At 50.5% G+C, this 24,467-nt stretch carries 20 protein-coding genes; 10 read left to right on the forward strand and 10 right to left on the reverse strand.

Features of this window, described 5'->3' with window-relative positions; translation table 11 throughout:
- Positions 1 to 6: 6 nt before the first annotated feature.
- The 6 genes from IPM52_00205 to IPM52_00230 form a co-directional block, all read right to left on the reverse strand.
- Positions 7 to 627 carry a hypothetical protein gene (locus IPM52_00205; GenBank protein ID MBK9290050.1) on the reverse strand — a complete coding sequence of 207 codons (621 nt, stop codon included), beginning with the start codon at positions 625 to 627 and terminating at the stop codon, positions 7 to 9.
- Positions 624 to 1,862, reverse strand: a complete 1,239-nt coding sequence (locus tag IPM52_00210) for a restriction endonuclease subunit S (protein ID MBK9290051.1) — start codon at positions 1,860 to 1,862, stop codon at positions 624 to 626. The genes IPM52_00205 and IPM52_00210 overlap by 4 nt, the downstream gene beginning before the upstream one ends.
- On the reverse strand, positions 1,862 to 4,603 hold the full coding sequence (locus IPM52_00215; protein ID MBK9290052.1) for a type I restriction-modification system subunit M: 2,742 nt from the start codon (positions 4,601 to 4,603) through the stop codon (positions 1,862 to 1,864). The genes IPM52_00210 and IPM52_00215 overlap by 1 nt, the downstream gene beginning before the upstream one ends.
- A 669-nt stretch (positions 4,604 to 5,272) precedes the next feature.
- Positions 5,273 to 6,433, reverse strand: a complete 1,161-nt coding sequence (locus IPM52_00220; protein MBK9290053.1) for an IS91 family transposase — start codon at positions 6,431 to 6,433, stop codon at positions 5,273 to 5,275.
- Between the two features lie 12 nt (positions 6,434 to 6,445).
- Positions 6,446 to 6,691 (reverse strand): tyrosine-type recombinase/integrase, encoded by a 246-nt coding sequence (locus tag IPM52_00225; GenBank protein MBK9290054.1) that lies wholly within the window; start codon positions 6,689 to 6,691, stop codon positions 6,446 to 6,448.
- Positions 6,673 to 7,296: a phage integrase N-terminal SAM-like domain-containing protein gene (locus tag IPM52_00230; protein MBK9290055.1), complete on the reverse strand. Its 624-nt coding sequence runs from the start codon at positions 7,294 to 7,296 to the stop codon at positions 6,673 to 6,675. Before IPM52_00230 ends, IPM52_00225 begins: the two co-directional genes overlap by 19 nt.
- 1,342 nt (positions 7,297 to 8,638) lie before the next feature.
- Here IPM52_00230 and IPM52_00235 point away from each other — a divergent pair.
- The 8 genes from IPM52_00235 to IPM52_00270 all read left to right on the forward strand — a co-directional run bounded on the left by IPM52_00235 (position 8,639) and on the right by IPM52_00270 (position 17,221).
- Positions 8,639 to 10,132 (forward strand): peptide MFS transporter, encoded by a 1,494-nt coding sequence (locus tag IPM52_00235; GenBank protein MBK9290056.1) that lies wholly within the window; start codon positions 8,639 to 8,641, stop codon positions 10,130 to 10,132.
- A 97-nt stretch (positions 10,133 to 10,229) separates the two neighbouring features.
- Complete coding sequence (locus IPM52_00240) at positions 10,230 to 11,192, forward strand: TIGR01212 family radical SAM protein (GenBank protein ID MBK9290057.1); 963 nt, start codon at positions 10,230 to 10,232, stop codon at positions 11,190 to 11,192.
- Between the two features lie 73 nt (positions 11,193 to 11,265).
- Complete coding sequence (locus tag IPM52_00245) at positions 11,266 to 11,829, forward strand: class I SAM-dependent methyltransferase (GenBank protein MBK9290058.1); 564 nt, start codon at positions 11,266 to 11,268, stop codon at positions 11,827 to 11,829.
- Entirely contained in the window at positions 11,826 to 14,078 is a 2,253-nt protein-coding gene (gene hypF / locus IPM52_00250) for a carbamoyltransferase HypF (protein ID MBK9290059.1), read from the forward strand. Before IPM52_00245 ends, hypF begins: the two co-directional genes overlap by 4 nt.
- A gap of 39 nt (positions 14,079 to 14,117) precedes the next feature.
- Positions 14,118 to 14,387 (forward strand): HypC/HybG/HupF family hydrogenase formation chaperone, encoded by a 270-nt coding sequence (locus IPM52_00255; protein MBK9290060.1) that lies wholly within the window; start codon positions 14,118 to 14,120, stop codon positions 14,385 to 14,387.
- A gap of 10 nt (positions 14,388 to 14,397) precedes the next feature.
- Complete coding sequence (gene hypD / locus IPM52_00260) at positions 14,398 to 15,483, forward strand: hydrogenase formation protein HypD (protein ID MBK9290061.1); 1,086 nt, start codon at positions 14,398 to 14,400, stop codon at positions 15,481 to 15,483.
- Between the two features lie 15 nt (positions 15,484 to 15,498).
- On the forward strand, positions 15,499 to 16,515 hold the full coding sequence (hypE, locus tag IPM52_00265) for a hydrogenase expression/formation protein HypE (protein ID MBK9290062.1): 1,017 nt from the start codon (positions 15,499 to 15,501) through the stop codon (positions 16,513 to 16,515).
- Positions 16,516 to 16,606: 91 nt separating this feature from the next.
- Positions 16,607 to 17,221 carry a hypothetical protein gene (locus IPM52_00270; protein ID MBK9290063.1) on the forward strand — a complete coding sequence of 205 codons (615 nt, stop codon included), beginning with the start codon at positions 16,607 to 16,609 and terminating at the stop codon, positions 17,219 to 17,221.
- Between the two features lie 77 nt (positions 17,222 to 17,298).
- Here IPM52_00270 and IPM52_00275 read toward each other — a convergent pair whose 3' ends face one another.
- The 4 genes from IPM52_00275 to IPM52_00290 form a co-directional block, all read right to left on the reverse strand.
- A complete protein-coding gene (locus IPM52_00275; protein MBK9290064.1) occupies positions 17,299 to 17,826 on the reverse strand; it encodes a shikimate kinase in 528 nt (175 codons plus the stop codon).
- Positions 17,827 to 17,843: 17 nt separating this feature from the next.
- On the reverse strand, positions 17,844 to 18,797 hold the full coding sequence (locus tag IPM52_00280; GenBank protein MBK9290065.1) for a transketolase family protein: 954 nt from the start codon (positions 18,795 to 18,797) through the stop codon (positions 17,844 to 17,846).
- 182 nt (positions 18,798 to 18,979) lie between these two features.
- On the reverse strand, positions 18,980 to 19,825 hold the full coding sequence (locus IPM52_00285) for a transketolase (GenBank protein MBK9290066.1): 846 nt from the start codon (positions 19,823 to 19,825) through the stop codon (positions 18,980 to 18,982).
- Between the two features lie 883 nt (positions 19,826 to 20,708).
- Complete coding sequence (locus IPM52_00290; GenBank protein ID MBK9290067.1) at positions 20,709 to 21,380, reverse strand: DUF2461 domain-containing protein; 672 nt, start codon at positions 21,378 to 21,380, stop codon at positions 20,709 to 20,711.
- 55 nt (positions 21,381 to 21,435) lie between these two features.
- Here IPM52_00290 and IPM52_00295 point away from each other — a divergent pair, with 55 nt between their 5' ends.
- A complete protein-coding gene (locus IPM52_00295; protein MBK9290068.1) occupies positions 21,436 to 22,266 on the forward strand; it encodes a hypothetical protein in 831 nt (276 codons plus the stop codon).
- 2 nt (positions 22,267 to 22,268) lie between these two features.
- Positions 22,269 to 24,419, forward strand: a complete 2,151-nt coding sequence (locus IPM52_00300) for a helix-hairpin-helix domain-containing protein (GenBank protein MBK9290069.1) — start codon at positions 22,269 to 22,271, stop codon at positions 24,417 to 24,419.
- The last annotated feature ends 48 nt before the right edge of the window (positions 24,420 to 24,467 follow it).

Genomic DNA, 24,467 nt, shown 5'->3' on the forward strand with positions numbered 1-24,467 from the left:
AATTTTTTACTTTTTCTTTCTACTATTTCTTGAAACTGCATTGGAAATTCCATGCTTCTTCTGAAAATCAACTTTCAGATTGGCAAAGGGTAAATGCAAACCCAAACTTTCCAATTCATAAAAACTTTTTCCGGTGCTTTTTTCTATGAAATACATCAGCATTTTAAATTCGGTGTCCCTTGGATTATCACATACGGCATAATACACATACAAATTGTTTAATTGTGCCAATAGTTTTATCCAATAACCGCCTGTATGTGGACCTTTCCAACCAACCTGATGTCCATAAAACTGTTTGATGCGATTGGATAGTCCATTGGTTTCTGATGATGATTCACCGATATAGAGAATATTCTGATTGGGTTTCCAATACTTATTCAATTCATGCTGTAAATGGTTAATGGAATTTTCACCGTCAACGTGTAAATCAGGGGATAACTCTTTCCATTTATTAAAAACATCCTCATCAATGTTGCAATGTGGACGGATGCCTTCATTATTTGTAGGGTTAGATGAAGTTGAAACAACATACACACCATTGCCCTGCTCCGGGATTGCCGTTCCCCAGGGGTATGGCTGGGATGGCTTAAGACCAACTTTATTAAATATGTCGTTTACAGTTATCATGCACTTGTTTCTTCTTTAACTGTTACCCTCACTTTACCCGAAAGCAAATCCTGCATCAGGCCGGTTTTTATTTGAGTAAGTTTTTTAAGTTTATTTTTTTGAAAATCAATCGTTTTGTCAATAGAATCTATTTTGCTGGAGATGTTTATTTGTTCGGTTTTAGATGGTCTAGGAATAAGGAGCTTTTTAAGTTGTTGCATGCTAATTGCGGGTTGTGCAGTTGTTGACTTAATGTCATCGAATTTTCCATTAGCATACAGATAATGGAAAAGTATCTCCAGATAACGATTGAAGTTGTTAGAATCAACAGAAATCTTCAATGAGTTGCCAGCTATAATACTTATTGGATGGTCTAATGGGAGTAATGCACAGGTGCCACAGTTTGCACCAATTTTTGCCATAATCAGGTCGCCAGGGACAGCTTTGCTTCTTATTTCCCTTTCAAACAGTTCTTTATCAACGAACAAATATTCATCTGCTTGAAAAATATTACTCGTAACAAAACCACTTTGAATAATAGGTATTCCAGAAGTTCTATAATGGATTGTTTTAAGATTACTTCCAAATGGCCCATCAACTATTGCATGTTTTGTTTTTGAAGCAAATTGTTCAACTGTCACCACCTCCCACTCCTCCGGCACTCTCAATCCGTTTTCCGTTTTGAAACGGTGGGTTTGTTCGGAGCGGATGTTGCCGTGTTCGTCAATGCCTTTGGTGAGCAGGTCTTGCATCAGCCCGGTTTTGATACGTTGGTATTTGGCCATCAGGGCTTCGGTTTGGGCTATGGCTGCATCGGCTTTACTTAGGATTTGGGCAATGCGGGTTTGTTCGGTTTTGGATTCGGGGTAATCAAATTCAAATTCCTTTATTGCTTTCTGCTGAATGTTTGGTAAACCTGAACCTACTCGCAATCCCATGATTAAACTTTCTCTTCCCTTTAGCGCTTGATAAAGAAAGTTCACATCTATGTTTTCCTTCAAATCCAGAAGGGAGTAGCAATGCCCTCCACTCCAAAAACGGGTGGTAAGGAAATTCACATAGCCACAAGAATTACCACCCTCACTAATCGTAACAGTATTAGCTTCTGTATTCCATTTATCAGTATATCCTGATGGCTCAATGCCACCATTAATACATGGATAGTCACCTGCCTTCTCTAAGTCAATTTTATTTAATTGCTGACCTTTAGATATATGGCAAGCGTTACCGAGTTTTATTTTACTCCACTTGCCCATCAATTCAAATAATTCAATTCAGTTAAAAATTCGTTCAGTTCGTTCAGCGTTTCGGTCCGTTCGTTTTCCAGTTCCTGTGATGAAACCGCATACTTGTCCCACAACTTTTCAATACCGGCAATCAGTTTACGTTTTTCAGCATTCAGGTATTTCAGTAATTCCTGTTGCACCAGGTTGTTGTGTTTTTGCAGAATCAGGGTTTTGGCTTCTTCATCGGTAATAATGCCGCCAATGCTTGCCAAAAACGCTTCCAGCCCTGCCATGCGTTGTTGTATCTGTGCAATGGTTTCGGTGCATTTTTTTATGGCGGTTTTGCGTTTGTTTTGTTCTTTCTTTTCGGTTGGGTTTTGGTTATTCAATTTGCTTAGTTCTTCCTGTTTGCCTTTCAGCATGTTTCGCAGTTCTTCTTTTTCATCTTCTATGCCGTAGCATTTGATGTTGATTTTTCGGTCAAGGTCAAGCAGTTTATCAGCCAGTTCTCTTTTCAGATCTTTAATATCCTTCTCTATGTCCTTTATGGCTTTCAGGGTGGCGGCTTCATCGGCTTCGGGGTTTTCGTCTGCTATCTTTTTCAGGTAGTCCTTTATGGTGCTTGCCGTTACTTCTTCTCCTTCTTCAGGTTCGTATTCAACTGCTTCTATGGTTTCCTGCAAAGCGGCTTCCTTGTCGGCAATGGCTTTTTCAGTATCGTTAATAGCGTTTTGTTCTGCCTGAAAATAGGTTTCTATAAAATATTCCCGTGGTATCAGAGCCGGGCTCCATCCGGTAGAAGAAATGGTTTTCAGGTCGTAGCGGATATTCGTCCACCAGTTTACAAACACTCCGGCACATTGAAATTCGTCCAGTACATTTTGGGCAATCAGTTTTTCTTTGAGTGTGGAGAGCAAATGGCTTCGCACAGCAGCCATGTTTTTACCACCTGCAACAATAAAGTCCACAATGCCTTCCTGTGCATCGCCTGTTTGGGTATTCTGCACTTGTTGCTTTTGCGGAGCCAGAGAAGCAAAATCTTCTTTAGCCATTTCCCACCAATCGTTTACCTGCTGCTGCATGTTGGCATAAGTGGCTTGCAAATTGGTGTTGGCTTCAACCGTTGTTTTGATGTGCGATTTTTCTTCTATCGCTTCTTTGAAGTCCGAATACTGTTCGTTTCGGGTTTGGAATATTTCAACAGCATCAAAACCGAATTTATCAAATTGCTTTTGTTGGGCTGAGATTTCAATAACAGGTATGCCGCCAACAAGATGTGCTTTTACATCTTCGGGTTCGGGGTCAGGTGTATTGTCCACATACCTGCGAATGTTCAGGTTGTAGTCGTTGGTTTTAATTTCTTCCAGGTCAACCAGTCTTGAATATTTTTCAATATTCAGTTTATGGGTAAAAACGTGGTCAATTTTCTCAATATCTTCGGGTCGCAAGTGGTTTTGAACCTTTCCTTCGCCATATTCTGCATCGGCATTGATGAACAGAATTTTGTTGTGCAGTGCATCGGGTTTGTTTTTGTTAATCACAATCACACAAGCCGGAATGCCGGTGCCGTAAAACAAAGCAGGCGGTAAACTGATAATGGCTTCAATGATGTTGCCGTCCACCATCTTCTGCCTGATTTCTTTTTCGCTGCCACCACGGAACAATACACCATGTGGCATAATGGTAGCCATGCGTCCTGTTGTTTTCAAACTTGCCACCATGTGCTGCACAAACATCAGGTCGGCTTTCTTGCCCGTTTCAGGTGCAAAGCCATACGAAAACCTTGTTTGGAATTTCATGGTGGCTTTGTTGTAGTTCTGCGAAAAAGGCGGATTGGCGATAACAATGTCAAACTTCTTCCATGTAGCTCCGTCCTGAATCAAAGGGTCTTGCAGCGTGTCGCCATTCTCAATAGTAGCCGAAGGGATGTTGTGCAAAATCATGTTCATTTTGCAAATAGCCCAGGTGGTACCTGATGCTTCCTGACCATATAGAGCAAGGTTGCGGAAATCTTCGCCTTGTTCTTCCACCCATTGCACCGACTGAATCAGCATGCCACCTGAACCGCAGGTAGGGTCGTAGATTTCCATACCGGCTTTGGGTTTGAGAAGTGTTACTAGCAAACGCACCACATGGCCGGGTGTATAGAATTCACCGCCTTTTTTTCCGGCACTGTCCGCAAAGTATTTTACCAGATATTCATAAGCAGCACCAAGCAAGTCGGGGAACTCAAAATTGTCGTTTACCAAAGCCGGCATGTTGGTGTTGAAATGATTGATCAGGTCAATCCAGCGTTGGTCAGGGATTTTGGTTTTACCCACCACTTTGTTGAAGTCAATGCTTTTCAACACTCCGGTTAGGATGTCGGAGTTTTGTTCTTCTACCTCAGCCAATGCTTTGTTCAGTGCTGCACCTACATTGCTTTTAATGTCTTTCAAAGCAGGATGAAACACTTCTTCCGTTTCGCCTTTGTCGTTGGTTATGGTTTCTGTCCAGCTATCATTCCACCTTGCCCTGATGGGAACAAAGAAGGTGTCTTTGTAAGTGGTTTTATCTTCCAGAAGTTCGTTGATTTCTTCGGGTGATAAGTGCTGATAACTTAGCTTAATTAGTTTTCTTTTCCCTTCAAACTCGTCTGAAAGTCGTTTCAAAAAGAGAATTCCGAAAATATATTCCTTGTATTCCGATGCATCCATTTTCCCTCTCAGGATATCGCAAGCCTTTAGCAAAAAGCTTTCTAATTGTCCGAGAGTGATTTTCGTTTGTTTCATTTATTTCTGTCGTTAATATTTTGGTTTCTAAAATACGTTTTTAATTCGGTTTACTGTCTTTGTGCGTTGGCAAAATTGGCTCTTTTGCAAGCTTGGGTTTGCGGGTCGGCTTGTGCGGCTTGCAAATATGCCAATGTGCGGCTGGTTAAAATTGAATTAAAAAAAATGTGCGGTGGGGAAAATAAAAAATACAGAACCGTAGGCAATGAGTGTCGGCTTACTCGCTGTCCGTTTGTTATATCGTTTCTATGTCCTTGGTCACCTGTCAAAATGGTTTACTTTTTTCTCGTTTATGTCAGTCGTTTCGTTGTTGTCGTGTAGTCCAATACGCTTGCTGGTAACGATAAGCATTTTATTCATCGTTTCCCTGCAAATATAATCCAAAGGGGAGAGAAGTCAAGTACTTGCTGTGGGTTAAACAGAAAAACGTGGGAAATGATGAATAAAATGAAGTTGGACTAAGCCGCCTGGCTATGGGTTTTCTATGAATGCTTTTTTCGGCCTGGCTGTTTCGGGGGTTACTTTAATTTGACTTTTTTCTTTTTCATAGATGTAAAGGATTGATAATCTTGGATTTTTTTTGTAGTCAGGGCATAGCAATCCCATGATGGCTGATGAGCCATTGAGATGATGGAAATTTGTCAATGAACGAAATGGGTAAATGCTTATCTATCCGGGTTTCAACATACCGGCAACCTCAGCAGGTACAGGTTTCATGATTCCGGTTTTACATTTTGGGCAGAGCAAGGTGTCATTACCTGTGATGTTGCGCCATACTTCCAAAGCCGTTAATCCCACAAGCGCCGGCAGGAAAGTAGCTTTATCAATAAGCTCAATACACCTGGCAAGCTTTTCTTTCATGTTGCACATGGCCATAAATCCGAAATACCTGATTTTATAGAATCCCTCTGGCAACACATGTTGCATAAAGCGGCGGATGAACTCATTTACATCAAGCGAGATTATTTTTCTCATACTTGCTGCCTTATAATCTTTGTAAGAGAAACTGACTTTTTCATTTTCACACTGTATCAGTCTTTGATTTGAGATAGCAACCCTATGGGTGTAATTGCCCAGGTATTGAATCAGGCTGTGTGGGCCTGAAAAGGGTTTTTCGCAGTACACCACCCAGTTTTTGCTGTAGCATTGGGTTTTCAATGATTTAAAATCCTCAGTTGTATCCGGTAAACGAATCTGGCTGTTAGCAATGCCATGTTCAATGAGCCTGCAAAGTATGCCACGGAATACCTGGCTAAGGGCTTTTACCGGGAGGAAGAACTTTTTACCCGATGCTTTCCATTCCATTTGATCCTCTGAAAGCCCTCCTGCCGGGACAATCATGTGTATGTGCGGATGGTACACCAGTGTTTGTCCCCAGGTATGCAAGATGGCTACCGCCCCGGCTTGTGCACCCAGAAACGCGGGGTTCAGGGCACACTGCAACAGGGCTTGTCCGGCAGCCTTGAAAAGTAAAGCGTATGCACTTTTCTGATTCAGGAAAAAGAGCTGGTGCAAACAACGTGGGATCGTAAAAACCACATGAAAATGTTTTACCGGCGGCAGGTTGGCTGCCAGTTTATCAACCCATTGCACTTTCTTAACAAACTGGCACTTGGGGCAATTGCGGTTACGGCAAGAGTTGTATGATGGACGCTGGTAGCCACAACTATCGCAGCGGTCAATGTGTCCGCCAAGTGCAGCGGTGCGGCAGCGGATGATGGCATCGAAAGCTTTTTGCTGTTGGGGGCAAAGCTGGTGATGTTGCAGGAATGATTTGGCATGGCTGCTGAAAATATCTGCAAGCTCAATGCGCTGGCGAGTATTTTGCATCGGATTCAAACCTTACACATTCATGGAATCCAATGGAGAAACAACGCTGGCGGGGTTGATGGTTACCAGGTGAAGATACCCTGCAGTGGTTTTCAGTGAAGTGTGCCCGAGAAATTGCTGGATCAGCCGGAGGTTTACGCCTTTTTCGAGCAAATGGGTAGCAAAGCAGTGCCTGAGGGTGTGAAAGGAGATTTGTTTCTTAATGCCAGCTTTCAGGGCCGATTTCTTAACAATAGTGTTCAGGGTCTGATCTGCCAGGGGCTTTCCTTTTTTCCGCGGACTTCAAAAAGATAGCATGAAGGCCTTTCGCACTTATAATAATGCCTTAAGATCTCGAGGGTTTTTGTTGCCAGGATTGTGTAGCGGTCTTTCTTTCCTTTGCCCTGAACCACATGCACCTGCATACGTGCCGAATCAATGGCTGAAGGCTTTATCAATTGTACTTCCTCACGCCTGAGGCCGGAAGAGTATGCCAGCATCAAAATGGCACGGTGTTTAATGTTTTGTGTAACAGCGATCAGTTTTTCTATTTCGGCAAGCGATAACACAACCGGAAGCTTTTTGGTGCGCCGTGGGCGTTTTATTTTTATGTCCTCCCAGTTGTGTTTAAGTACATCGGTTTGCAAGATCTTAAAAGCGCTGATGTACTGGTTAACGCAGGATGTGGAAATACCTTCCTGCGTGATACGCCGGTGAAGATAATCTTTGAATTGATTTGTTGTAATTTTGTCAATAGGCAGATGAAAGAAGTTTTCTACCTTTGACATCAGCTCGCCATAAGTATGTATGGTTCTTGGGCTGTAATTTCTGAGTTGCATCTCACGGAGAAGCCGCTCAACAAGTTGAGAATGATTCTTTTTCATTTTGGTAAGTTTTAAAGTTTGCACCCTAAAATTACCAGAATTTTACCGCCTCCGAAAGGGGGCGGTTTAGTTCAACTCGTTTATAGGTCTGACAAAATCATCCTTATACTCCCAAAAATGGGTGTATATGTATGACCGCTCCAGGTTTTCTCTTGGTGAACAGCTATAAGGCTATTTGAAGAACCTGACATGGCCTGCACTTTTAATACGATGCTCCCTGAATTCCTCATGCTGGTTTGGTGATCTACATTCTCCAAAGTTAAAATTTTCTCCATAATCCACGACAAAATGTTAACAAATCACCATAAGCTTTCGTAGTGCACTTTATGTCAATTATTTGCCAACTCCACTTTGCCCCAATCTCCCAAACATAACCTCCACCCACGACAAAATCTGTCGTAACCTAAATTTTTCCCCCTCGCCAAAGTCGCTCAAGTCGCCCCCTCGCTCAAGTCGCCCCCTCGAATCTTCAAATCATGAATCAGGAATCTTTGAATCCCCGCAACCCGCAACTCGCTAGCCGGAACTCTCGAATCTTTATCCTCAACAATGACCGCAGATGACACTGATCGGGCTGATTAACACGGATACAATCATAATAACTACCGACAACTATAACAACCACCAATAACTACGACAACTCCAATAACCATAACACTTCCTTAACCCGCCACCAGCCACCCGCAACCCCTCGAATCTTCGAATCCCCGCAGCCCGTAACCCGCTTCTCGCAACCTGTCACCCCGTCACCCCGTCACCCCCTCGCCACCCGCAACCTGCAACTCGCATCTCCCAAATCTATCTATCTCAACAATTGAACGCTGATGACACTGATCAGACTGATTTGCACTGTTTTTAATCCGTGACCATCAGTTCAATCTGCCTCATCAGTGTTCCATCCTCAAGAACAGAATACACTTTACTCTGATCAGGCTGATTTTAGCGGATACAACCATGACAACCACCAACAACTACCGACAACTACGACAACTCCCGTAACCCGCAACTCCTAACCCGTATCAAACTGCCCGCCACCCCTCGAATCTTTGAATCCTTGAATCATGAATCTTTGAATCCCCGTAACCCGCAACTCGCTACTTGTCACCCAGTCTCCCCGTCACCCCGTCACCCCGTCACCCAGTCTCCCCCTCTCCCCCTCTCCCCCTCGCCCCTTCGCCCCCTCGCCCAGTCGCCCATCTTTAGAACCATTCTAACATCGTCTGCCAACTGCCGTAATCTCTTGCAATACTGCCTTTTTTGCCTATTTTTGCCTGCCTTCGGGCTGTTTGAATCGCAAAACATATGATTATCAATAAGTAATAACCCAAAACCACACAATCACATGATGAAAGGACACCCAAAAGGATTGTTGCCGGCAGCTTTGGCCAATATGGGCGAGCGCTTCGGCTTTTACACCATGATGGCTATCCTGACGCTCTTCCTGATGTCGAAGTTCAACATCAGCGGCACAGAGGCCGGATCGCTGTACTCTATTTTCTATGGAGCCATCTACATCCTAGCCCTGGTTGGCGGTATCATCGCCGACCGTTTGCGCAACTACAAAGGCACCATCATTGCCGGCTTGCTCGTCATGACCCTGGGCTACCTGCTTTTGGCAACGCCCGCCCTCATCACCTCAAAATATATCGCACTTGCAGCCCTGCTGGTCATCGCCTTTGGCAACGGCTTATTCAAAGGCAACCTGCAGGCAGTGGTAGGTCAGATGTACGACAATGAGCAGTACCGCAGCAAACGCGATGCAGGCTTCCAGATCTTCTACATGTTCATCAACATAGGCGCCATGTTTGCCCCATTTATGGCCACCTGGGTGCGCAACACCTTTGTGAAGATGCAGGGCTACAGCTACAATGCCGAGCTGCCCGGACTCTGCCACCAGTACCTTGATGGCAAGATGGCCGAAGACGTGGTGAGCGGACGTTTTACTGAAATTGCCACTGCCGTATCTGGCGGCAACGTTCCGGCCGACCTCACTGCCTTTGCACACCAGTACCTCGATGCCTTCAACACCGGTTTCCATTATGCTTTCCTGAGTGCCGTGGGTGCTATGCTTGTTTCGCTGGCCATTTTCATGTCCACCAAGAAACAACTGCCTTCGCCGGCAGCCAAATCGAAGACCGCCGTATCGAAAGAAGAAATCATGCAGGATGCAAAAGAAATCAAGCAGCGCATCCTGGCCCTGTTTGCCGTATTTGGCGTAGTTATCTTTTTCTGGTTCTCGTTCCACCAGAACGGCCTCACCCTGACCATGTTTGCCAAAGACTATACCCTGCTCGGCGGCTTGTTCCCTTCGGTCGAAATCTTCCAGTCCATCAATCCCATTCTGGTTGTGTTGCTCACACCCATCATCATCATCTTCTTCAATTTCCTTTCGAAGCGCGGCATTGAACCCTCCACTCCCAAGAAGATTGCCATTGGTATGGGCATAGCTGCACTTGCGTTTGTGGTGATGGCCATCGGTTCGCTGGGTCTGCCTTTGTACAGGGATGTTGTCGAAATGGGCGGACTGCCTGATGCACAAAAAGTTACTCCCTGGTTGCTCTTCACCGTTTACTTCATCCTCACGGTGGCCGAGCTTTTCATCTCGCCTCTCGGACTGTCGTTTGTTTCCAAGGTAGCGCCTGCCCATATGCAGGGTCTGATGCAGGGCGGCTGGCTCACAGCCACAGCCGTGGGCAACTTCTCGCTTTTCCTGGGCGCCATGATGTACGAAAACATCTCGATTTCCGTCACCTGGACGGTCTTTGTCATCGTGTGCCTCATCTCGATGGGCGCCATGTTTGCCATGGTGAAATGGCTCGAAAGAGTTGCAAAATAATTCCATCCAGCCTGGATGCAAAGCCCGTTGCCACAGGCAGCGGGCTTTGTTTTTTATGTCGGATATTTGTAGCTTAAAAAAGGGGGAAATGCAACAGATGCCGCAGCTTGGTAACTTTCCCTGGGGCGACAGCCGCAGGTTTCACAGCTATGCCAGCTGGTTTGGGCGAATTTTTGGCGGCAGGCTGCAAAAAATCAGTGTGGATGCCGGATTCACCTGCCCCAACCGCGACGGTTTGCTTGGCGTCGGCGGCTGCACCTTTTGCAACAACGACGCATTTCACCCCTCTTACTGTCAACCACAAAAGCCCATCCGGCAACAGATTGCCGAGGGGATGGAGTTTCACCGCCGGCGATACCGGAGGGCCAGGGGCTATCTGGTTTATTTTCAGTCGTACAGCAATACCTATAAGCCAGTGGATCAGCTCCGCGATATCTACAGTGAAGCTTTATCGGTCGAAGGGGTAAAAGGACTCGTTATCGGTACCCGGCCCGATGTGGTGGATGAAGACGTGCTGGCCTTGCTGAAGGAGCTTCAGCGTACGCATTTTATTATGGTGGAATATGGGGTGGAAAGCATCTTTGACCAAACCCTGGAAAGGGTAAACCGCGGCCATACCTTTGCCGAAGCGGTGTCGGCCATCGAAGCCACAGCTGCAGCCGGTTTGCCATGCGGGGCACATTTTATGCTTGGTCTGCCCGGCGAAAACCACCAGATGCTCAGGCAGTATCCTGATGCAATTGCAAAATTGTCACTTACCACCGTGAAGTTTCATCAGTTGCAGCTTTTCCGCAATACACCCATGGCACAGGAATATGCCGTAAACCCCGGTCAATTCCATCTCTTCCGGCTCGAAGAATATATTGATCTGATGGTCTTTATCGTAGAGCGTCTGCCGCCTTCCATGGTCATCGAGCGCATAGCCGGCGAAGTGCCGCCGCGATTTCTGGTCAGTCCGCTCTGGAGCCAGCTGCGCTACGATGAGGTGTTGCGCAGGTTCGAGGACGAATTGGAAGCGCGCAATACCTGGCAGGGGAAATATTACAATCCACAATGCTGACCCTACTGTATGCGCAATGCCATGTACTGTGTTCTGACAAAAGGAAAAAACTAATCTCATTACATTTGCCTCAATGGAATCCGACCGTATCCGCTGGAACGAAAAGCATGCCGCCAGGAATGGAAAAGGTGATCCCGACAGTTTCTTTCTTACACACGCCCATCGGCTTGTGCCCGGAAAGACCCTCGACCTGGCCTGCGGCAGGGGCAGACACACCGCCTGGCTGGCTGCCCAGGGTCACCATGTTACAGCCGTGGATATATCGGATGTGGCCATAGCGCATATCCGAACGCTCAGCATGCAAACCGGCCTGCCGATCGTTCCCGTTCAGGCCGATCTCGACCTACCCCGGGGCCTCTTCGATAACGATAGTTTCGACAACATCGTCTGCATCAACTTCCGGCCAGGCTCCGACCTGCTTACCGAGCTTGTGCGATGGCTCCGACCCGGCGGCTACTTCCTTTGGTGTTCGTTCAACGACTTGCAGGCGGCCATGAGCGGTTTTCCGCCCCAGCTGGTCCTGCATCCCCATGAGTTTGTGTACTATACCGGGCTGTCCTGCCTGGTGTATGAACGCTTTGAAGACCCGACCGGACATCGCGATGGTTATCTCTTCCAGAAAATTGCTGCGCCATGAATCAGGAAGCCTTACTCATCCATGTGCGTGGCCTGGTGCAGGGCGTGGGTTTCCGGCCTTTCGTTTACCGCATTGCCAGCCTGAACCACATCAGAGGCTGGGTCGAAAACAACAACGAAGGTGTCCGCATTCATGCCGAAGGACAAGCGGCACACCTGCGCCGGTTCCTTCACGACCTCAGGCATCAGGCGCCTCCGGCATCCGACATACAGGCTGTGGACGCCAAAGCAGTCGAACCTGAAAATTTTTCTTCTTTCCACATCCGTAAAAGTGCCGACCTCTCAGATGCCATCACCGCAGTGAGCCCCGACATTGCCGTGTGCGACGAATGCCTGAACGATATGCGTACACAGCCCCACAGATTGGGCTATCCTTTCACCAACTGCACCAATTGTGGTCCGCGCTTTACCATCATCAAAGCGCTGCCCTACGACAGGCACCAGACCACCATGGCGCCTTTCAGGATGTGCCCGGAATGCGAGGCTGAATACACCAATATCCTCGACCGGCGTTTCCACGCCCAGCCGGTAGCCTGCAACAATTGCGGGCCGCAATATTGCCTTCCTGCCAAACATAACGAGCTGATAACGAACGCCGCTGCTATGGTGGCCGAAGTGGTGAACAAGGGCGGGATAGTGGCGCTCAAAGGTATGGGAGGTTACCATCTGCTGTGTGATGCACACAACGAGGAGGCAGTGCAGCGGCTGCGCATGCGCAAGCAACGCGAGGGCAAGCCTTTTGCAGTCATGGTTGCGGGTCTTGAGGCTGCCAACCGTTATTTTGAGATCAGTGCGGAAGCGCAAAACCTGCTCAGCTCATGGCGCAGGCCTGTGGTGCTGCTCCCCACACTGAAGCCTCTGGCGCCTTCGGTATCCAACGGACTGCATACCACGGGCGTTATGCTTCCCTACATGCCCGTTCATTATCAGTTGTTTGAGCTGCTAACCACCGATGTGCTCGTCTTCACGAGCGGCAATGTGTCCGACGAGCCAGTCATCATTTCCGACAGGGAAGCGGTAAGTAGGCTTGCCCCGGTGGCCGATCTGATCGTGGGTTACAACCGTGAAATCCACAACCGCGCCGACGACTCGGTGGCTTTTGTGGCCGGCGGACATTCCATGCTGCTGCGGCGCTCTCGTTCGTGGGCGCCCGAACCCTTGTCGCTGGCTTTCAGTTGCGAAGGCATCCTGGCCACAGGGGCCGAGCTCAGCAATACTTTTGCCATAGGCAGGGGAAACCAGGCCATCCTCAGCCAGCACATCGGCGACCTGAAAAATGCCCCAACCCTCGAGTTTTTCGAGCAATCGCTCAGCCGCTTCAGCAGCCTGTTTCGCTTCCGGCCTGCCCTGGTGGCCTGCGACCTCCACCCCGATTACCTCTCCACCCAATATGCACAAAAACTGCCTGTTCCTGCTGTCGGGGTGCAACACCACCACGCCCACATGGCCTCGTGCATGGCCGAACATGGCCTCAGGGATCCGGTGATCGGACTCATCTTCGATGGCACTGGCCTCGGAACCGATGGCACCATCTGGGGAGGCGAATGCCTGACAGGTGATTACCTGAATTTTGACCGCCACATCCATCTGGAGCCGCTTCCTTTGCCCGGGGGCGACCAAGTGACCCGCCAGCCCTGGCGGACGGCCTTTGCCTGGCTGTGGAAATGCTTCGGACCGGAGAAAGCAGTAGATTTTTCCCATAAGCAGGGCTGGTGCAGCATTTCGACGGCGCACAACCTGGTACGCATGCTTGAGGGCAACCTCAATTCCCCCCTCAGCTCGGGTGCCGGACGGCTGTTTGATGCCGTGGCGGCCCTGACAGGACTTTGCACCGAAGCCACCTATCATGCCGAAGCCCCCATGCGCCTCGAAGCCGCAGCAAACCTTGAGGGGCTGAAGCCTTATCCGTTCGAAATCTCCTCTGGCACGGTCAGGCTGCAACCCATGCTGGCCGCACTGCTGGGTGAGCTTGCAGGTTCAAAGCCTATCAGCCACATATCCAGCAGGTTTCACATCACCATGGCGCATATCATGCACCAGATGGCCCGGTCGGCTGCGGCGCAGATCGGCCTGCGGCAGGTGGTGCTTTCGGGTGGCATATTTCAAAACCGCAGGCTGCTGTTGCTTGTCATGCCAATGCTCAAAGCATCTGGTTTTGAGGTGTATGTACAACAGCGCGTGCCGTGCAACGACGGCGGCATTGCCCTGGGCCAGCTGGCAGTGGCCGCCGCCCGGCAAAGGAGCGCCTGAACCGGCCTATTTCGTACATTTGCCCAAAACCACAATGATATGTGTCTGAGTGTTCCGGCCCGCATCGAACGCATCGAAGGCGATACAGCCATCTGCAGCGTGGGTGGCGCCACCTGCCAGGCCAGCCTCCAGCTACTCGAAGGCCAGCTGCCCCAACCGGGCGATTATGTGCTGATTCACACCGGATTCGCCATACAGAAGATCAGCGAGGAAGAAGCTGCCGAAACCCTTCGCATCTTTGAAGCGTTCGACGAGCTTAACCAGCAACTCGACGAGGAAGAACGGCAAACCGGTCAACGCATCGTCTGAAACTGCTGCTATGAAATACATCGACGAATACCGCCGCCGCGAACATGTGCTGGCCCTGGCCGACCTCATTCGGCGCGAATCGCGCAAGCCCCTCCGCATCATGGAAGTATGCGGCGGCCACACCATGGCGCTCCGGAGGTTTGGCCTCCATAGCCTCCTGCCCGATCATATCGAACTGATTTCCGGCCCGGGCTGTCCGGTGTGTGTCACCAGCCGGCAATTTATTGACCAAGCCATCGCCTTGTCGCGCCAGCCAGAAATCATCCTCACCACCTACGGCGACCTCAACAGAGTGCCTGGCTCAAGCTCGAGCCTCGAACAGGAGAAGGCCAGGGGAGGCGATATCCGCATAGTGTACTCCATCCTGGATGCGCTCACCATTGCAGCACAAAACCCTGAAAAACAGGTGGTATTCCTCGGCATCGGCTTCGAAACCACCTCGCCTGCCACAGCCGCAGGCATACTGAAAGCCCAGATGGCAGGGCTGTTCAATTTCTCGGTGCTCAGTGCCCACAAAATCATGCCCCCTGCCATGGCTGCACTCATCGACCAGGGCGTAAACCTCCACGGCTACATCGGTCCGGGCCACGTAAGCACAATCACCGGATCGAAAATTTACGACTTCATCCCTCAAAAATACGGCCTGGGCGTGGTTATCAGCGGCTTCGAGCCGACCGACCTCATGCAGTCGGTTTATATGCTTGTCAGGCAACGCGAAACCCACCGGCCTGCAGTCGAAATACAATACAACCGCGTGGTAACTCGCGAAGGCAACCTGAAGGCACAGCAATTGCTCGAGGAGGTCTTCGAGCTACGCGACGACTGGTGGCGCGGCCTTGGGGTGCTCCCGCAAAGCGGAATGGCCATCAGAACCAGGTATGCCGACTTTGATGCCGGAAAGAGGTTTAGCGTAGAAATCGAACCCACCCGCGAAGACAAAGGCTGCCTGTGTGGCGAGGTGCTCAAAGGCCTGAAAAAACCCACCGACTGCAAACTCTTTGGCAAGGCCTGTACCCCCTCCGACCCTGTGGGCGCCTGCATGGTGAGCAGCGAAGGTACCTGTGCGGCCTATTTCAAATACGTGACAATCCAATAAAACAAACCAAGCCCGATGAAGCGGCATACCCATATCCTGCTCGGACACGGAAGCGGCGGACGCCTCACCCATGAGCTCATCAAAAGTCTGTTCCTGAAGCACTTCCGTCAGGCTGATGAACACTTTCTCACCGATTCGGCCCTCCTCGACCCGGGCAAGGGACAAATTGCCTTTACTACCGACAGCTTCGTGGTGGACCCCCTGTTTTTTCCCGGGGGCGACATCGGAAAACTTGCCGTTGCCGGCACCGTAAACGACCTGGCGGTGAGCGGCGCCAGACCACTTTTCCTCAGTGCTGCTTTTGTGATTGAGGAAGGCCTGAGCATTGATATGCTTGAAACAGTTGTGCAAAGCATGGCACGCGAAGCGGCAAATGCAGGCGTCCGCATCGTGGCCGGCGATACCAAGGTGGTCGAACGCGGCAAAGCCGACAAGCTGTTCATCACCACCAGCGGTATCGGACAGATCCTGCCGGGCGCCGGAAACATCGCACGAGCAGCAGAAGTCATGCCCGGCGATCTTATCCTGATCAACGGCAGCATTGGCGACCACGGCATGGCGGTGATGGCAGCCCGCAACCAGCTCAGCATAGGCACCGATGTGGTTTCGGACTGCGCCTGCCTGCATCAGCTCACCGAATTGGCGGTGGCGCACGGAGGATTGCATTTCATGCGCGATGCCACGCGCGGCGGACTGGCTGCAGTGCTCGCCGAGCTCTGCGAAAACCGTCCGTTCGGAATCGATCTGTTCGAAGAGAAAATCCCCGTCAGCGATGGCGTGCGCGGCATGTGCGAACTGCTTGGCTTCGACCCCCTGCACGTGGCCAACGAAGGCAAAGTGGTGATGGTGGTCAGCCGCGAAAAAGCTCCCGGACTTATGGACATGCTGCGTCAGCACCCGCTGGGTGGCCAGGCAGCTATCATAGGAACCATCACCGAAAACCACCCGGCAAAAGTGTGGCTGCACACCGCTGTGGGAGGCACCCGGCTGATCGATCTGCCGGCTGGTGAACAACTTCCGCGGATCTGTTGAATATAAACACCTGCTGTGCAGCATAATTTTGTTTTGCCTGTTCCTCAGTCTGCCTTATCTTGCACACCCAACAATTCAATACCATACCCTTATGCGTTCGCTCTTCCTCTCACTTCTGTTGTGTTTCAGCCTGGGTTCGACGGCTCAGCTAAATCAAAAATGGTACGTAACCACTGCAGGCGAGATCATCCTCTCGCATGCCAGGGTCGATTTTCTGGGTATGGAAGATGGCAGTGTGCTGCGTTTTTCGCCTGTGTTCAACAGCCAGAACCACCTCAACAAAGACCTGAGCCAGCATGCCGGATTATTCACCGGTTTCAATATCCGAAATGTGGGTTTCATCTATAAATACCCCGGTCAGACCATCAAGAAAAAGTATCGCTCCTACAACCTGGGTATTCCGCTGGGCGTCAAATTTGGCAACCTCGGGAAATCATTCATGTATATTGGTTACGAGATTGAGTTTCCCTTTCATTACAAAGAGAAAGAATTTGTGGATGGAAAAAAGACCGGGAAATACACCGCATGGTTTTCCAAAAAACAACCGGCATATTACAAAAGCCTCATGTTGGGCGTGCAGTTTGCCGGAGGGACCAACATCAAACTCAAATATTACCTTACCGGCTTCTTCAACAAAGACTATACGGTGAATGGCATTGGCGGACCTGTCAGGCCTTTTGCCGACTTCGATGCCAACTTAATTTAAATTTCGTTCAGCGCCGATATGTTCAAAACTGCCGAACGCACCCGCGAGCTTGTCAAAAACAAAGAGGGGGTTTTGTTCTAAATCTGATTTTCCCGTCCTGACGCGTATTCAGCAATTTGTGTTGCCAGGGCCTCTGCGTCAACCGACTCGCCTTTAACAATGATCTGCGCCTGGCTGTAGAAGATGTTTCTATGCCTGAGATGTTCGCGCACAAAAGCAAGCAGCTCTTCGCCTGATTTTGATTCCACGAGCGGGCGTTTCTTGCGGGCATGGGTAAGCCGGTGAACGATGCTCGACGGTTCCATCTTGAGGTAAACCGTGATGCCGTTGCTGTTCATCCATTCCATGTTGTCGTAAAAGCAGGCGGTGCCACCTCCGGTGCTGATGATGATATTGTCCGACTGTGCGGTCTCCTTCAGGAGCTGGCTTTCGAGCCTCCGGAAGAGTTGTTCGTCGTATTTTCTGAAAAAGTCGGGTATGCCAATCTTGTAACGGGCTTCGAAAATATCGTCCAGGTCGGCGCACTGCATGCCGAGCAATGTGGCCAAACGCCTTGCCAGGGTGGTTTTGCCGGCCCCCATGTAGCCCACAAGATAAACCCTCATGGCAGTTGTTTGAGTGATTATCCTTTGCGCTGGAGGGCTTTCCTGGCGGCTGCAACAATGTGGTCTGCGTCCAGTCCGTATTCCACGAGCAGTTCTTCCGGTGTGCCGCTCTGGCCAAAACGGTCGTTCACAGCTACCATTTCCATAGGTACAGGCATCTGTCTGACGAGCAGCGAGGCGATGCTTTCGCCCAGGCCACCGGCCATCTGATGTTCTTCGGCGGTAACCACACAACCGGTCTTGCGCACCGAGTTCAGCACGGCTGCTTCATCCAGGGGCTTGATGGTGTGCATGTTGATGACTTCAGCCCGGATGCCTTCCTTGTCGAGTTGTTGTGCGGCGAGCAGGGCAATCCATACCATGTGGCCCGTGGCTACGATGGTCAGGTGTTCGCCCTCGGTAAGCTGGTCGGCTTTGCCAATCACAAAGGGGGCATCTTCGGGCATAAAAATCGGCCATTTCGGGCGGCCAAAACGCAAATAAACCGGACCGTCCCATTCGGCCATCGCAATAGTGGCAGCCTTGGTCTGGTTGTAGTCGGCCGGAACCACCACCGCCATGCCGGGCAACATCTTCATCATGCCGATGTCTTCGAGAATCTGATGCGTGGCCCCGTCTTCGCCCAGGGTAACCCCCGCATGCGAAGCACAAATCTTCACATTCTTGCCGCTGTAAGCTATCGACTGCCGGATCTGATCGTACACCCTGCCGGTCGAGAAGTTGGCAAAGGTGCCTGTGAACGGGATGTAACCGCCTGTGGCCAGGCCGGCTGCAATGCCCATCATGTTTGCTTCAGCTATGCCTGTCTGAAAAAACCGTTCCGGAAACTCCTTCGCGAAGGCATCCATTTTCAGGGAGCCTGTCAGGTCGGCACACAAGGCCACAACCTTCGGGTTGCGCCTTCCAAGCTCGAGCAAGCCATCGCCAAACCCCGAACGTGTGTCTTTGTGTCCAAATATCTTTATTTCCATGCGATCAAGTATTTGCTGACTTTTTGTCTAAAGACTCTGATACTTAAATCCTAAGTAGTTGTATTAAACCATTGGCGATTACTGCTATGTGTGCCCGACTTTCTGATTGATTCTGCTGCATTCCTAATTCATTTCAAAGCTGCATCAATCAGGCAATATTACGACAGGTATGCATAACCGCCTTAATAATCCCCCAGCGTCTCGGGCAATTGCGCCAGCGCGCTGGCAGCCTGTGCATCGTTGGGAGCGCTTCCGTGCCATTTGTGGGTGCCCATCATAAAATCGACGCCCATACCCATCTCGGTTTTCATGAGCAACAACTGAGGTTGTCCACCGCAAGCCTTGTTTCGGGCCTGGTTCAGTGTGTCAACTGTCTGTGCTATGTCGTTGCCGTCGAAGCTGATCACCTTCCAGCCAAAGGCTTCGTATTTAGCCTTCAGGTCGCCCAGCGGCATCACCTCGTCCACAGGGCCGTCAATTTGTTTGCCGTTATAGTCGATCACGCCGATCAGGTTGTCCACTTTACGGGCGCCGGCAAACATGGCTGCCTCCCAGATCTGGCCTTCCTGCTGTTCACCATCGCCCATGAGCACCCAGACCAGTTTGTCGTCTCCGGCCAGTTTTTTCGCCAGTGCGGCACCCACAGCCACCGAGAGTCCCTGGCCGAGCGATCCGCTCGCCACCCTGATGCCGGGCAGTCCTTCGAGCGTGGCCGGATGCCCCTGCAGGCGCGAATGCAGCCGCCGGAAGGTGGCCAGCTCGCTCACCGGGAAATAGCCGCGGCGGGCAAGCACACTGTAAAAAACCGGACTGATGTGACCGTTCGACAGAAAGAACATGTCCTCGCCCTTTCCGTCCATGCTGAACTTTGCCGGATCGATGCGAAGTTGATTAAAAAACAGCGCTGTCATGAAATCGGCACAGCCCAGCGAACCGCCGGGATGCCCCGACTGGCAGGCATGTACCATGCGTATGATATCGCGCCTCACCTGGGTGGCAATGGATTTCAGCTCTTCTAGCGTATGCATAAGATACAGTGATTCAAGTGTTTCAATCAAAAGCCAGCAGGGCTGGCAGGCTGCAAAGGTAAGGAAATGCCACGGATTGACTCTCAGAGCGGCTCAACCAAAAAGAATGCCCTTGAGGACAGTGCCGGAAAAAACAACAAAACCGGCAAACCTCAAGGGCACAAGTTCGAACTTTACAAAAAACAACCAACCAATTGAGGCCACGAATTTCTTAAGGTGTTGTTAACAAAATAACAGTAATAAAGTTTTCGGATGCGAGTGCAAAGTTATCGGCATAAGGTTCTTCCTGCAGGGCTGGGATCGTTACGAAAAATGCAAAAAAAATGCCCTTGAGTTACGTTGATTCTTAGGACTGGGGGTCCCGATCACGGCTCAAGGGCACAAGTTCGAACTTATAAAACAACCAACCAATTGAGACGACAAAAGTATATCTAACTTTTGTGCTGCAGATCAAAAGGGTTAGTATTCGGCCTGAGTGAAAAAGTTTTCGGTAAGCATGAAAAATATCTGGCTGATTTTCAAATAATTTTTCTTCTTCAACAATTAAACCATTCATTATCAGAGACAAGCGCAGTTGGCCTTTGAGGCGTTCTTTATTATTGCTGGCAATTGATCTGATGGGAGCGTGCGTTTTGACTGTATTCCGTCCTGACAGGTGTAAAGTCCTTACGCTCCGACGGCGCCAGTCCATTCATGTGTGAATGATGTTTTCATACGGAGAGCAAAAAAATACCCCTGAAAACAAGTGGATGCGGACTGGGAATCCTCACACAGGTTTCAGGGGCACAAGTTCGAACTTATAAAACAACCAACCAATTAGGACCTCAAATATACAAATATTTTTGACCGGTATGAAACAAACTTTAGGATTTTTTAAAAAATTTTAATTCGGCTCGCTGCTCAGCGCCTGATTGAGGAAGCGAACCAGGGGTGCAAGTATGCTGAAAGTTTCGAGGCTTTGCTGGATGATCTCTCCGGGCTTCAGATTGTCGGCATCTATTGGCCTGCCCACGGCATATGAGGTGTATTTGAGCAGTTCGATGTGCGGAAAATCGGCAGGAAATCCCATGGGCGGGCGTTTGAGTCGCTCGTCCATGAGTTGTCCGAATGCAGCACGGAATTTTTCGTCATTTACGATCTGCAGAAAGTCCTGTGCATTGAAATAGATTTCTTGTCTTACTTTCTGAAGTTGTTCTTTCTCAGGATGGTACAGTCCTCCGCCAACAAAGGATGCCCCGGGTTCGAGGTGGAGGTAGTAGCCGGCGGCAGGGAGGTTTTTGCCACCTGGCGCAAAGTAGGCGCCCATATTGGTTTTGTACGGATCCTTGTTGGGCGAGAAACGAATATCGCGGTTGATTCTGAACTGGCACTTTTTTGGGTCGGGCGAGCCTATCGAAGGATCGATGGCGGCCAGTCCGTGGATGAGGCCTGCAACAATGCCGGTCATCTCGGCCCGTGCTTCCTGATACCATGGCCGGTGCGCGTCGAACCAGGCTTTGTTGTTGTTTGCTGCGAGCTCGCTCAAAAAGGGAATGACTTGGTTGAAAGAATTCATGTCGTATATTTGAAATTAAATTACCCGGGCTTGCACCGGCAGATCAAACGATCAGATGAACAAAGGTATTTGCTTTTTGTTTGCCGCCCTGCTTTGGCTATGGCACACTCCTTTGAAAGCGTTCGAGGCACATGGTCGTGCAGGTGCCCGTCATGCTGCATTGGGCGGGGCCTCGGTTACGCTGGCAGACGTATGGGCCATTGTCAACAATCCTGCCGGGGCGGCCGATCTCCGCAATGTTGCGGCCGGGGTTGGATTTCAAAACAGGTTTCTGATGAAAGAGCTCAGCCAGCGTTCCGGGGTTGTGGCCATGCCCACCAGTTATGGGGTGTTCGGCCTCGGATTTACGCAGTTTGGCTACAGGCTCTACAACGAGAACTTCGTCCGGCTGGCCTATGCCCGGCAGTTGCATCCCAACTTCAGAGCGGGTGTGGGTTTCAACTACATCTACCTCAAGGCTGGAAATGAATACCCCGCCCAACAGGCGGTGGCTTTCGAGCTTGGGGTGCAGCAGCGCATCAACAGGCAGCTCAGCATGGGCGCTTATCTGTTCAATCCGGGGCGGGCAGGCTTATCGGAAATCACCAACGACCGCCTGCCTATGGTGATGCGATTCGGGCTGGGGTTTCAGTTCACCGATCAGTTGTATGGCCTGGCTGAGGTGGAAAAACAATCCGACCGCAAACCCGATGTAAGGGCAGGTCTGGAGTATCATTATCAGCAGTTTTTTCTCAGGACCGGCGTGTCCGTAGATCCCGGCCTGTTCACCTTCGGCCTGGGCATGCACATGTCGGGCTGGAGTTTCGACCTTTCGGCCGGATTGCACCAGCAACTGGGGAGTACCCTTCAGGCCGGACTGCAGTTTCATTTGCCCCAAAAACCCTGAACATGCTTGTTGTGGCACGTTTACGGAGTATCTTCCTAATCGGCAGCCTGCTGTTGCTTGGCCAAACACTTAACGCACAGGTAGCCGACAGCCTCTCGCGCCTGCTTGGCGAATACCTGGCACGGCAGCTCGAAGAACTGGCCGAAAACGCTGACGAAACAGCCGACTTCACCGACCTGCTCGACGCTTATTTGTTTTACAGCGAGCAAAAAATTGACCTCAACAGCCCCCAGATCAGCGAGCTGGAAGCCCTGCGGCTGCTCAACAGTTTTCAGATTGAAAAACTCACTGAATACCGCAGGCGATATGGCCCGCTGCTATCGGTTTATGAGCTGGGACTTATTGAAGGTTTCGACGACATGGTGCTTGAGGTGCTGCTGCCCGTTGTGCGGGTGGGCGATGGCACTGCAAAGCAAAAGTTACCCCATCCGCTTACCATCCTACGGCGAGGTCGCAACCAGGTGATCAGCCGCTACGAACAGGTGCTCGAAAAACGCGAGGGCTACCTGCCCATCAGCGATTCGGCTTTTGCTGCCAAACCCAACTCGCGCTACCTCGGTGGGCCGGAAAAGTTCTTCATCAGGCACCAGTTCAACTACCGCAACCGCGTGAGGGCCGGGCTTGTGATGGAAAAAGACCCCGGAGAGCCATTTTTTATATCCCGCATTCCCGATACCATCAGAAGCCTGTTAACCAGCAAACAGCGCAACGGTTTTGATTTTTATTCCGCACATTTTTTTATACGCGATGTAGGCATGGTCAAGGCTTTGGCGCTGGGCGACTATCACCTCAACTTTGGGCAGGGGCTGACGCTTTGGTCTGGCTTGTCGTTTGGCAAATCCACCGAGCCTTCGTCTATCATGCGTTATGGCCAGGGCATCCGGCCCAGCGCTTCGCTCAACGAAGCGCTCTTTATGCGTGGGGCGGCTGCAACGGTGGGCGTCCGCAACTTCGACCTTACCTTATTTTATTCGCACAGGCCGGTTGATGCCAGCCTGACCATGCTCACCGACAGCCTTGCAGGCGAAGAATTCCTGATCACAAGCATACAGGAAACCGGTTTGCACCGCACGGTGACCGAGCTCAACCGCAAGCATGCCACCACCCTCACGGCCTATGGGGGTAGGCTAGCCTACCGCTCGCGCCGCCTCGAACTGGGTTTCACCGCCCATGCCTCGGCTACTGGCGTAAATTTTATGCCAAGGGAGTATCCTTATAACAAGTTCAGAATCAACAACGGACAAAACAGCGTTCAGGGTGCCGATTTCAGGCTGGTTTTCCCGCACATCATCGGTTTTGGCGAGCTCAGCAGGAGCCAGAACGGCGGGATGGCCGGACTGGCCGGCATCCTTGCCCAGCCAGCGGGTTTTGTGACCCTCAGCCTGGCCTACCGAAATTACGACAAACATTATCAAAACGATTTCAGCGCCGCCTTTGCCGAGAACACTTACACCAACAACGAAAAAGGAATCTACGGAGGTGTCGTGGCTGCTCTGGCGCCAGGCTGGAAGCTCACCGCCTTTGCCGATCATTTCACCTTCCCCTGGCTGCGCTACCTGACCGATGGCCCGAGCTTCGGACAGGATTATTACGTGCAGCTCGACCACAGGTTCAGCCGCCGGGCAGATGCCTATGTGCGCTACCGCACCAAGACGCGCATGAAAGACTTCAATGACCCATGGAACTACATTGATTTCCAGGTGCCTTATACCCGGCAAAGCCTGCGTTTTCACCTCAACACCCAGCCCATGCGCGGCATAACGCTCCGCAACCGCTTTGAGCTGGTGCACTACCGCGAGCACCTCTCCGAAGCCACAGTGGGCTACCTGATCTACCAGGATGTGTTGTACAGACCCTCCGGCTCCAGGCTTGAGCTCACTTTCAGATATATGCTTTTCGATGCGCCCGATTACAACAGCCGCCTTTATGTGTACGAAAATGATGTGCTGTATGCTTTTTCCATTCCGATGTTTTACGACCGGGGCACACGCACCTACCTGATGCTGCGCTACAGGGCCTCGCAAAAGCTCGACTTCTGGGCGCGTATCGGGCAAACCTGGTATGCCGACCGCGCAAGCATTGGCAGCGGCCTCGAAACCATCGAGGGCAACCGCCGCACCGACCTTAAGTTTCAGCTTCGATACAAGTTCTGACCCGGCCCGCAGGCAGCACTCGGCAGCTTATTGCTATCTTTGCCGCAT

Source organism: Bacteroidota bacterium (genome assembly GCA_016715945.1).
Lineage (GTDB): Bacteria > Bacteroidota > Bacteroidia > Bacteroidales > F082 > JALNZU01.

Excerpts from the sequence above, each read along its gene's own strand:
- IPM52_00205 (MBK9290050.1), bottom strand. The coding sequence starts at position 627 with ATGATAACTGTAAACGACATATTTAATAAAGTTGGTCTTAAGCCATCC.
- IPM52_00210 (MBK9290051.1), bottom strand. The coding sequence starts at position 1,862 with ATGGGCAAGTGGAGTAAAATAAAACTCGGTAACGCTTGCCATATATCT.
- IPM52_00215 (MBK9290052.1), bottom strand. The coding sequence starts at position 4,603 with ATGAAACAAACGAAAATCACTCTCGGACAATTAGAAAGCTTTTTGCTA.
- IPM52_00220 (MBK9290053.1), bottom strand. The coding sequence starts at position 6,433 with ATGCAAAATACTCGCCAGCGCATTGAGCTTGCAGATATTTTCAGCAGC.
- IPM52_00230 (MBK9290055.1), bottom strand. The coding sequence starts at position 7,296 with ATGAAAAAGAATCATTCTCAACTTGTTGAGCGGCTTCTCCGTGAGATG.
- IPM52_00235 (MBK9290056.1), top strand. The coding sequence starts at position 8,639 with ATGATGAAAGGACACCCAAAAGGATTGTTGCCGGCAGCTTTGGCCAAT.
- IPM52_00240 (MBK9290057.1), top strand. The coding sequence starts at position 10,230 with ATGCCGCAGCTTGGTAACTTTCCCTGGGGCGACAGCCGCAGGTTTCAC.
- IPM52_00245 (MBK9290058.1), top strand. The coding sequence starts at position 11,266 with ATGGAATCCGACCGTATCCGCTGGAACGAAAAGCATGCCGCCAGGAAT.
- hypF (MBK9290059.1), top strand. The coding sequence starts at position 11,826 with ATGAATCAGGAAGCCTTACTCATCCATGTGCGTGGCCTGGTGCAGGGC.
- IPM52_00255 (MBK9290060.1), top strand. The coding sequence starts at position 14,118 with ATGTGTCTGAGTGTTCCGGCCCGCATCGAACGCATCGAAGGCGATACA.
- hypD (MBK9290061.1), top strand. The coding sequence starts at position 14,398 with ATGAAATACATCGACGAATACCGCCGCCGCGAACATGTGCTGGCCCTG.
- hypE (MBK9290062.1), top strand. The coding sequence starts at position 15,499 with ATGAAGCGGCATACCCATATCCTGCTCGGACACGGAAGCGGCGGACGC.
- IPM52_00270 (MBK9290063.1), top strand. The coding sequence starts at position 16,607 with ATGCGTTCGCTCTTCCTCTCACTTCTGTTGTGTTTCAGCCTGGGTTCG.
- IPM52_00275 (MBK9290064.1), bottom strand. The coding sequence starts at position 17,826 with ATGAGGGTTTATCTTGTGGGCTACATGGGGGCCGGCAAAACCACCCTG.
- IPM52_00280 (MBK9290065.1), bottom strand. The coding sequence starts at position 18,797 with ATGGAAATAAAGATATTTGGACACAAAGACACACGTTCGGGGTTTGGC.
- IPM52_00285 (MBK9290066.1), bottom strand. The coding sequence starts at position 19,825 with ATGCATACGCTAGAAGAGCTGAAATCCATTGCCACCCAGGTGAGGCGC.
- IPM52_00290 (MBK9290067.1), bottom strand. The coding sequence starts at position 21,380 with ATGAATTCTTTCAACCAAGTCATTCCCTTTTTGAGCGAGCTCGCAGCA.
- IPM52_00295 (MBK9290068.1), top strand. The coding sequence starts at position 21,436 with ATGAACAAAGGTATTTGCTTTTTGTTTGCCGCCCTGCTTTGGCTATGG.
- IPM52_00300 (MBK9290069.1), top strand. The coding sequence starts at position 22,269 with ATGCTTGTTGTGGCACGTTTACGGAGTATCTTCCTAATCGGCAGCCTG.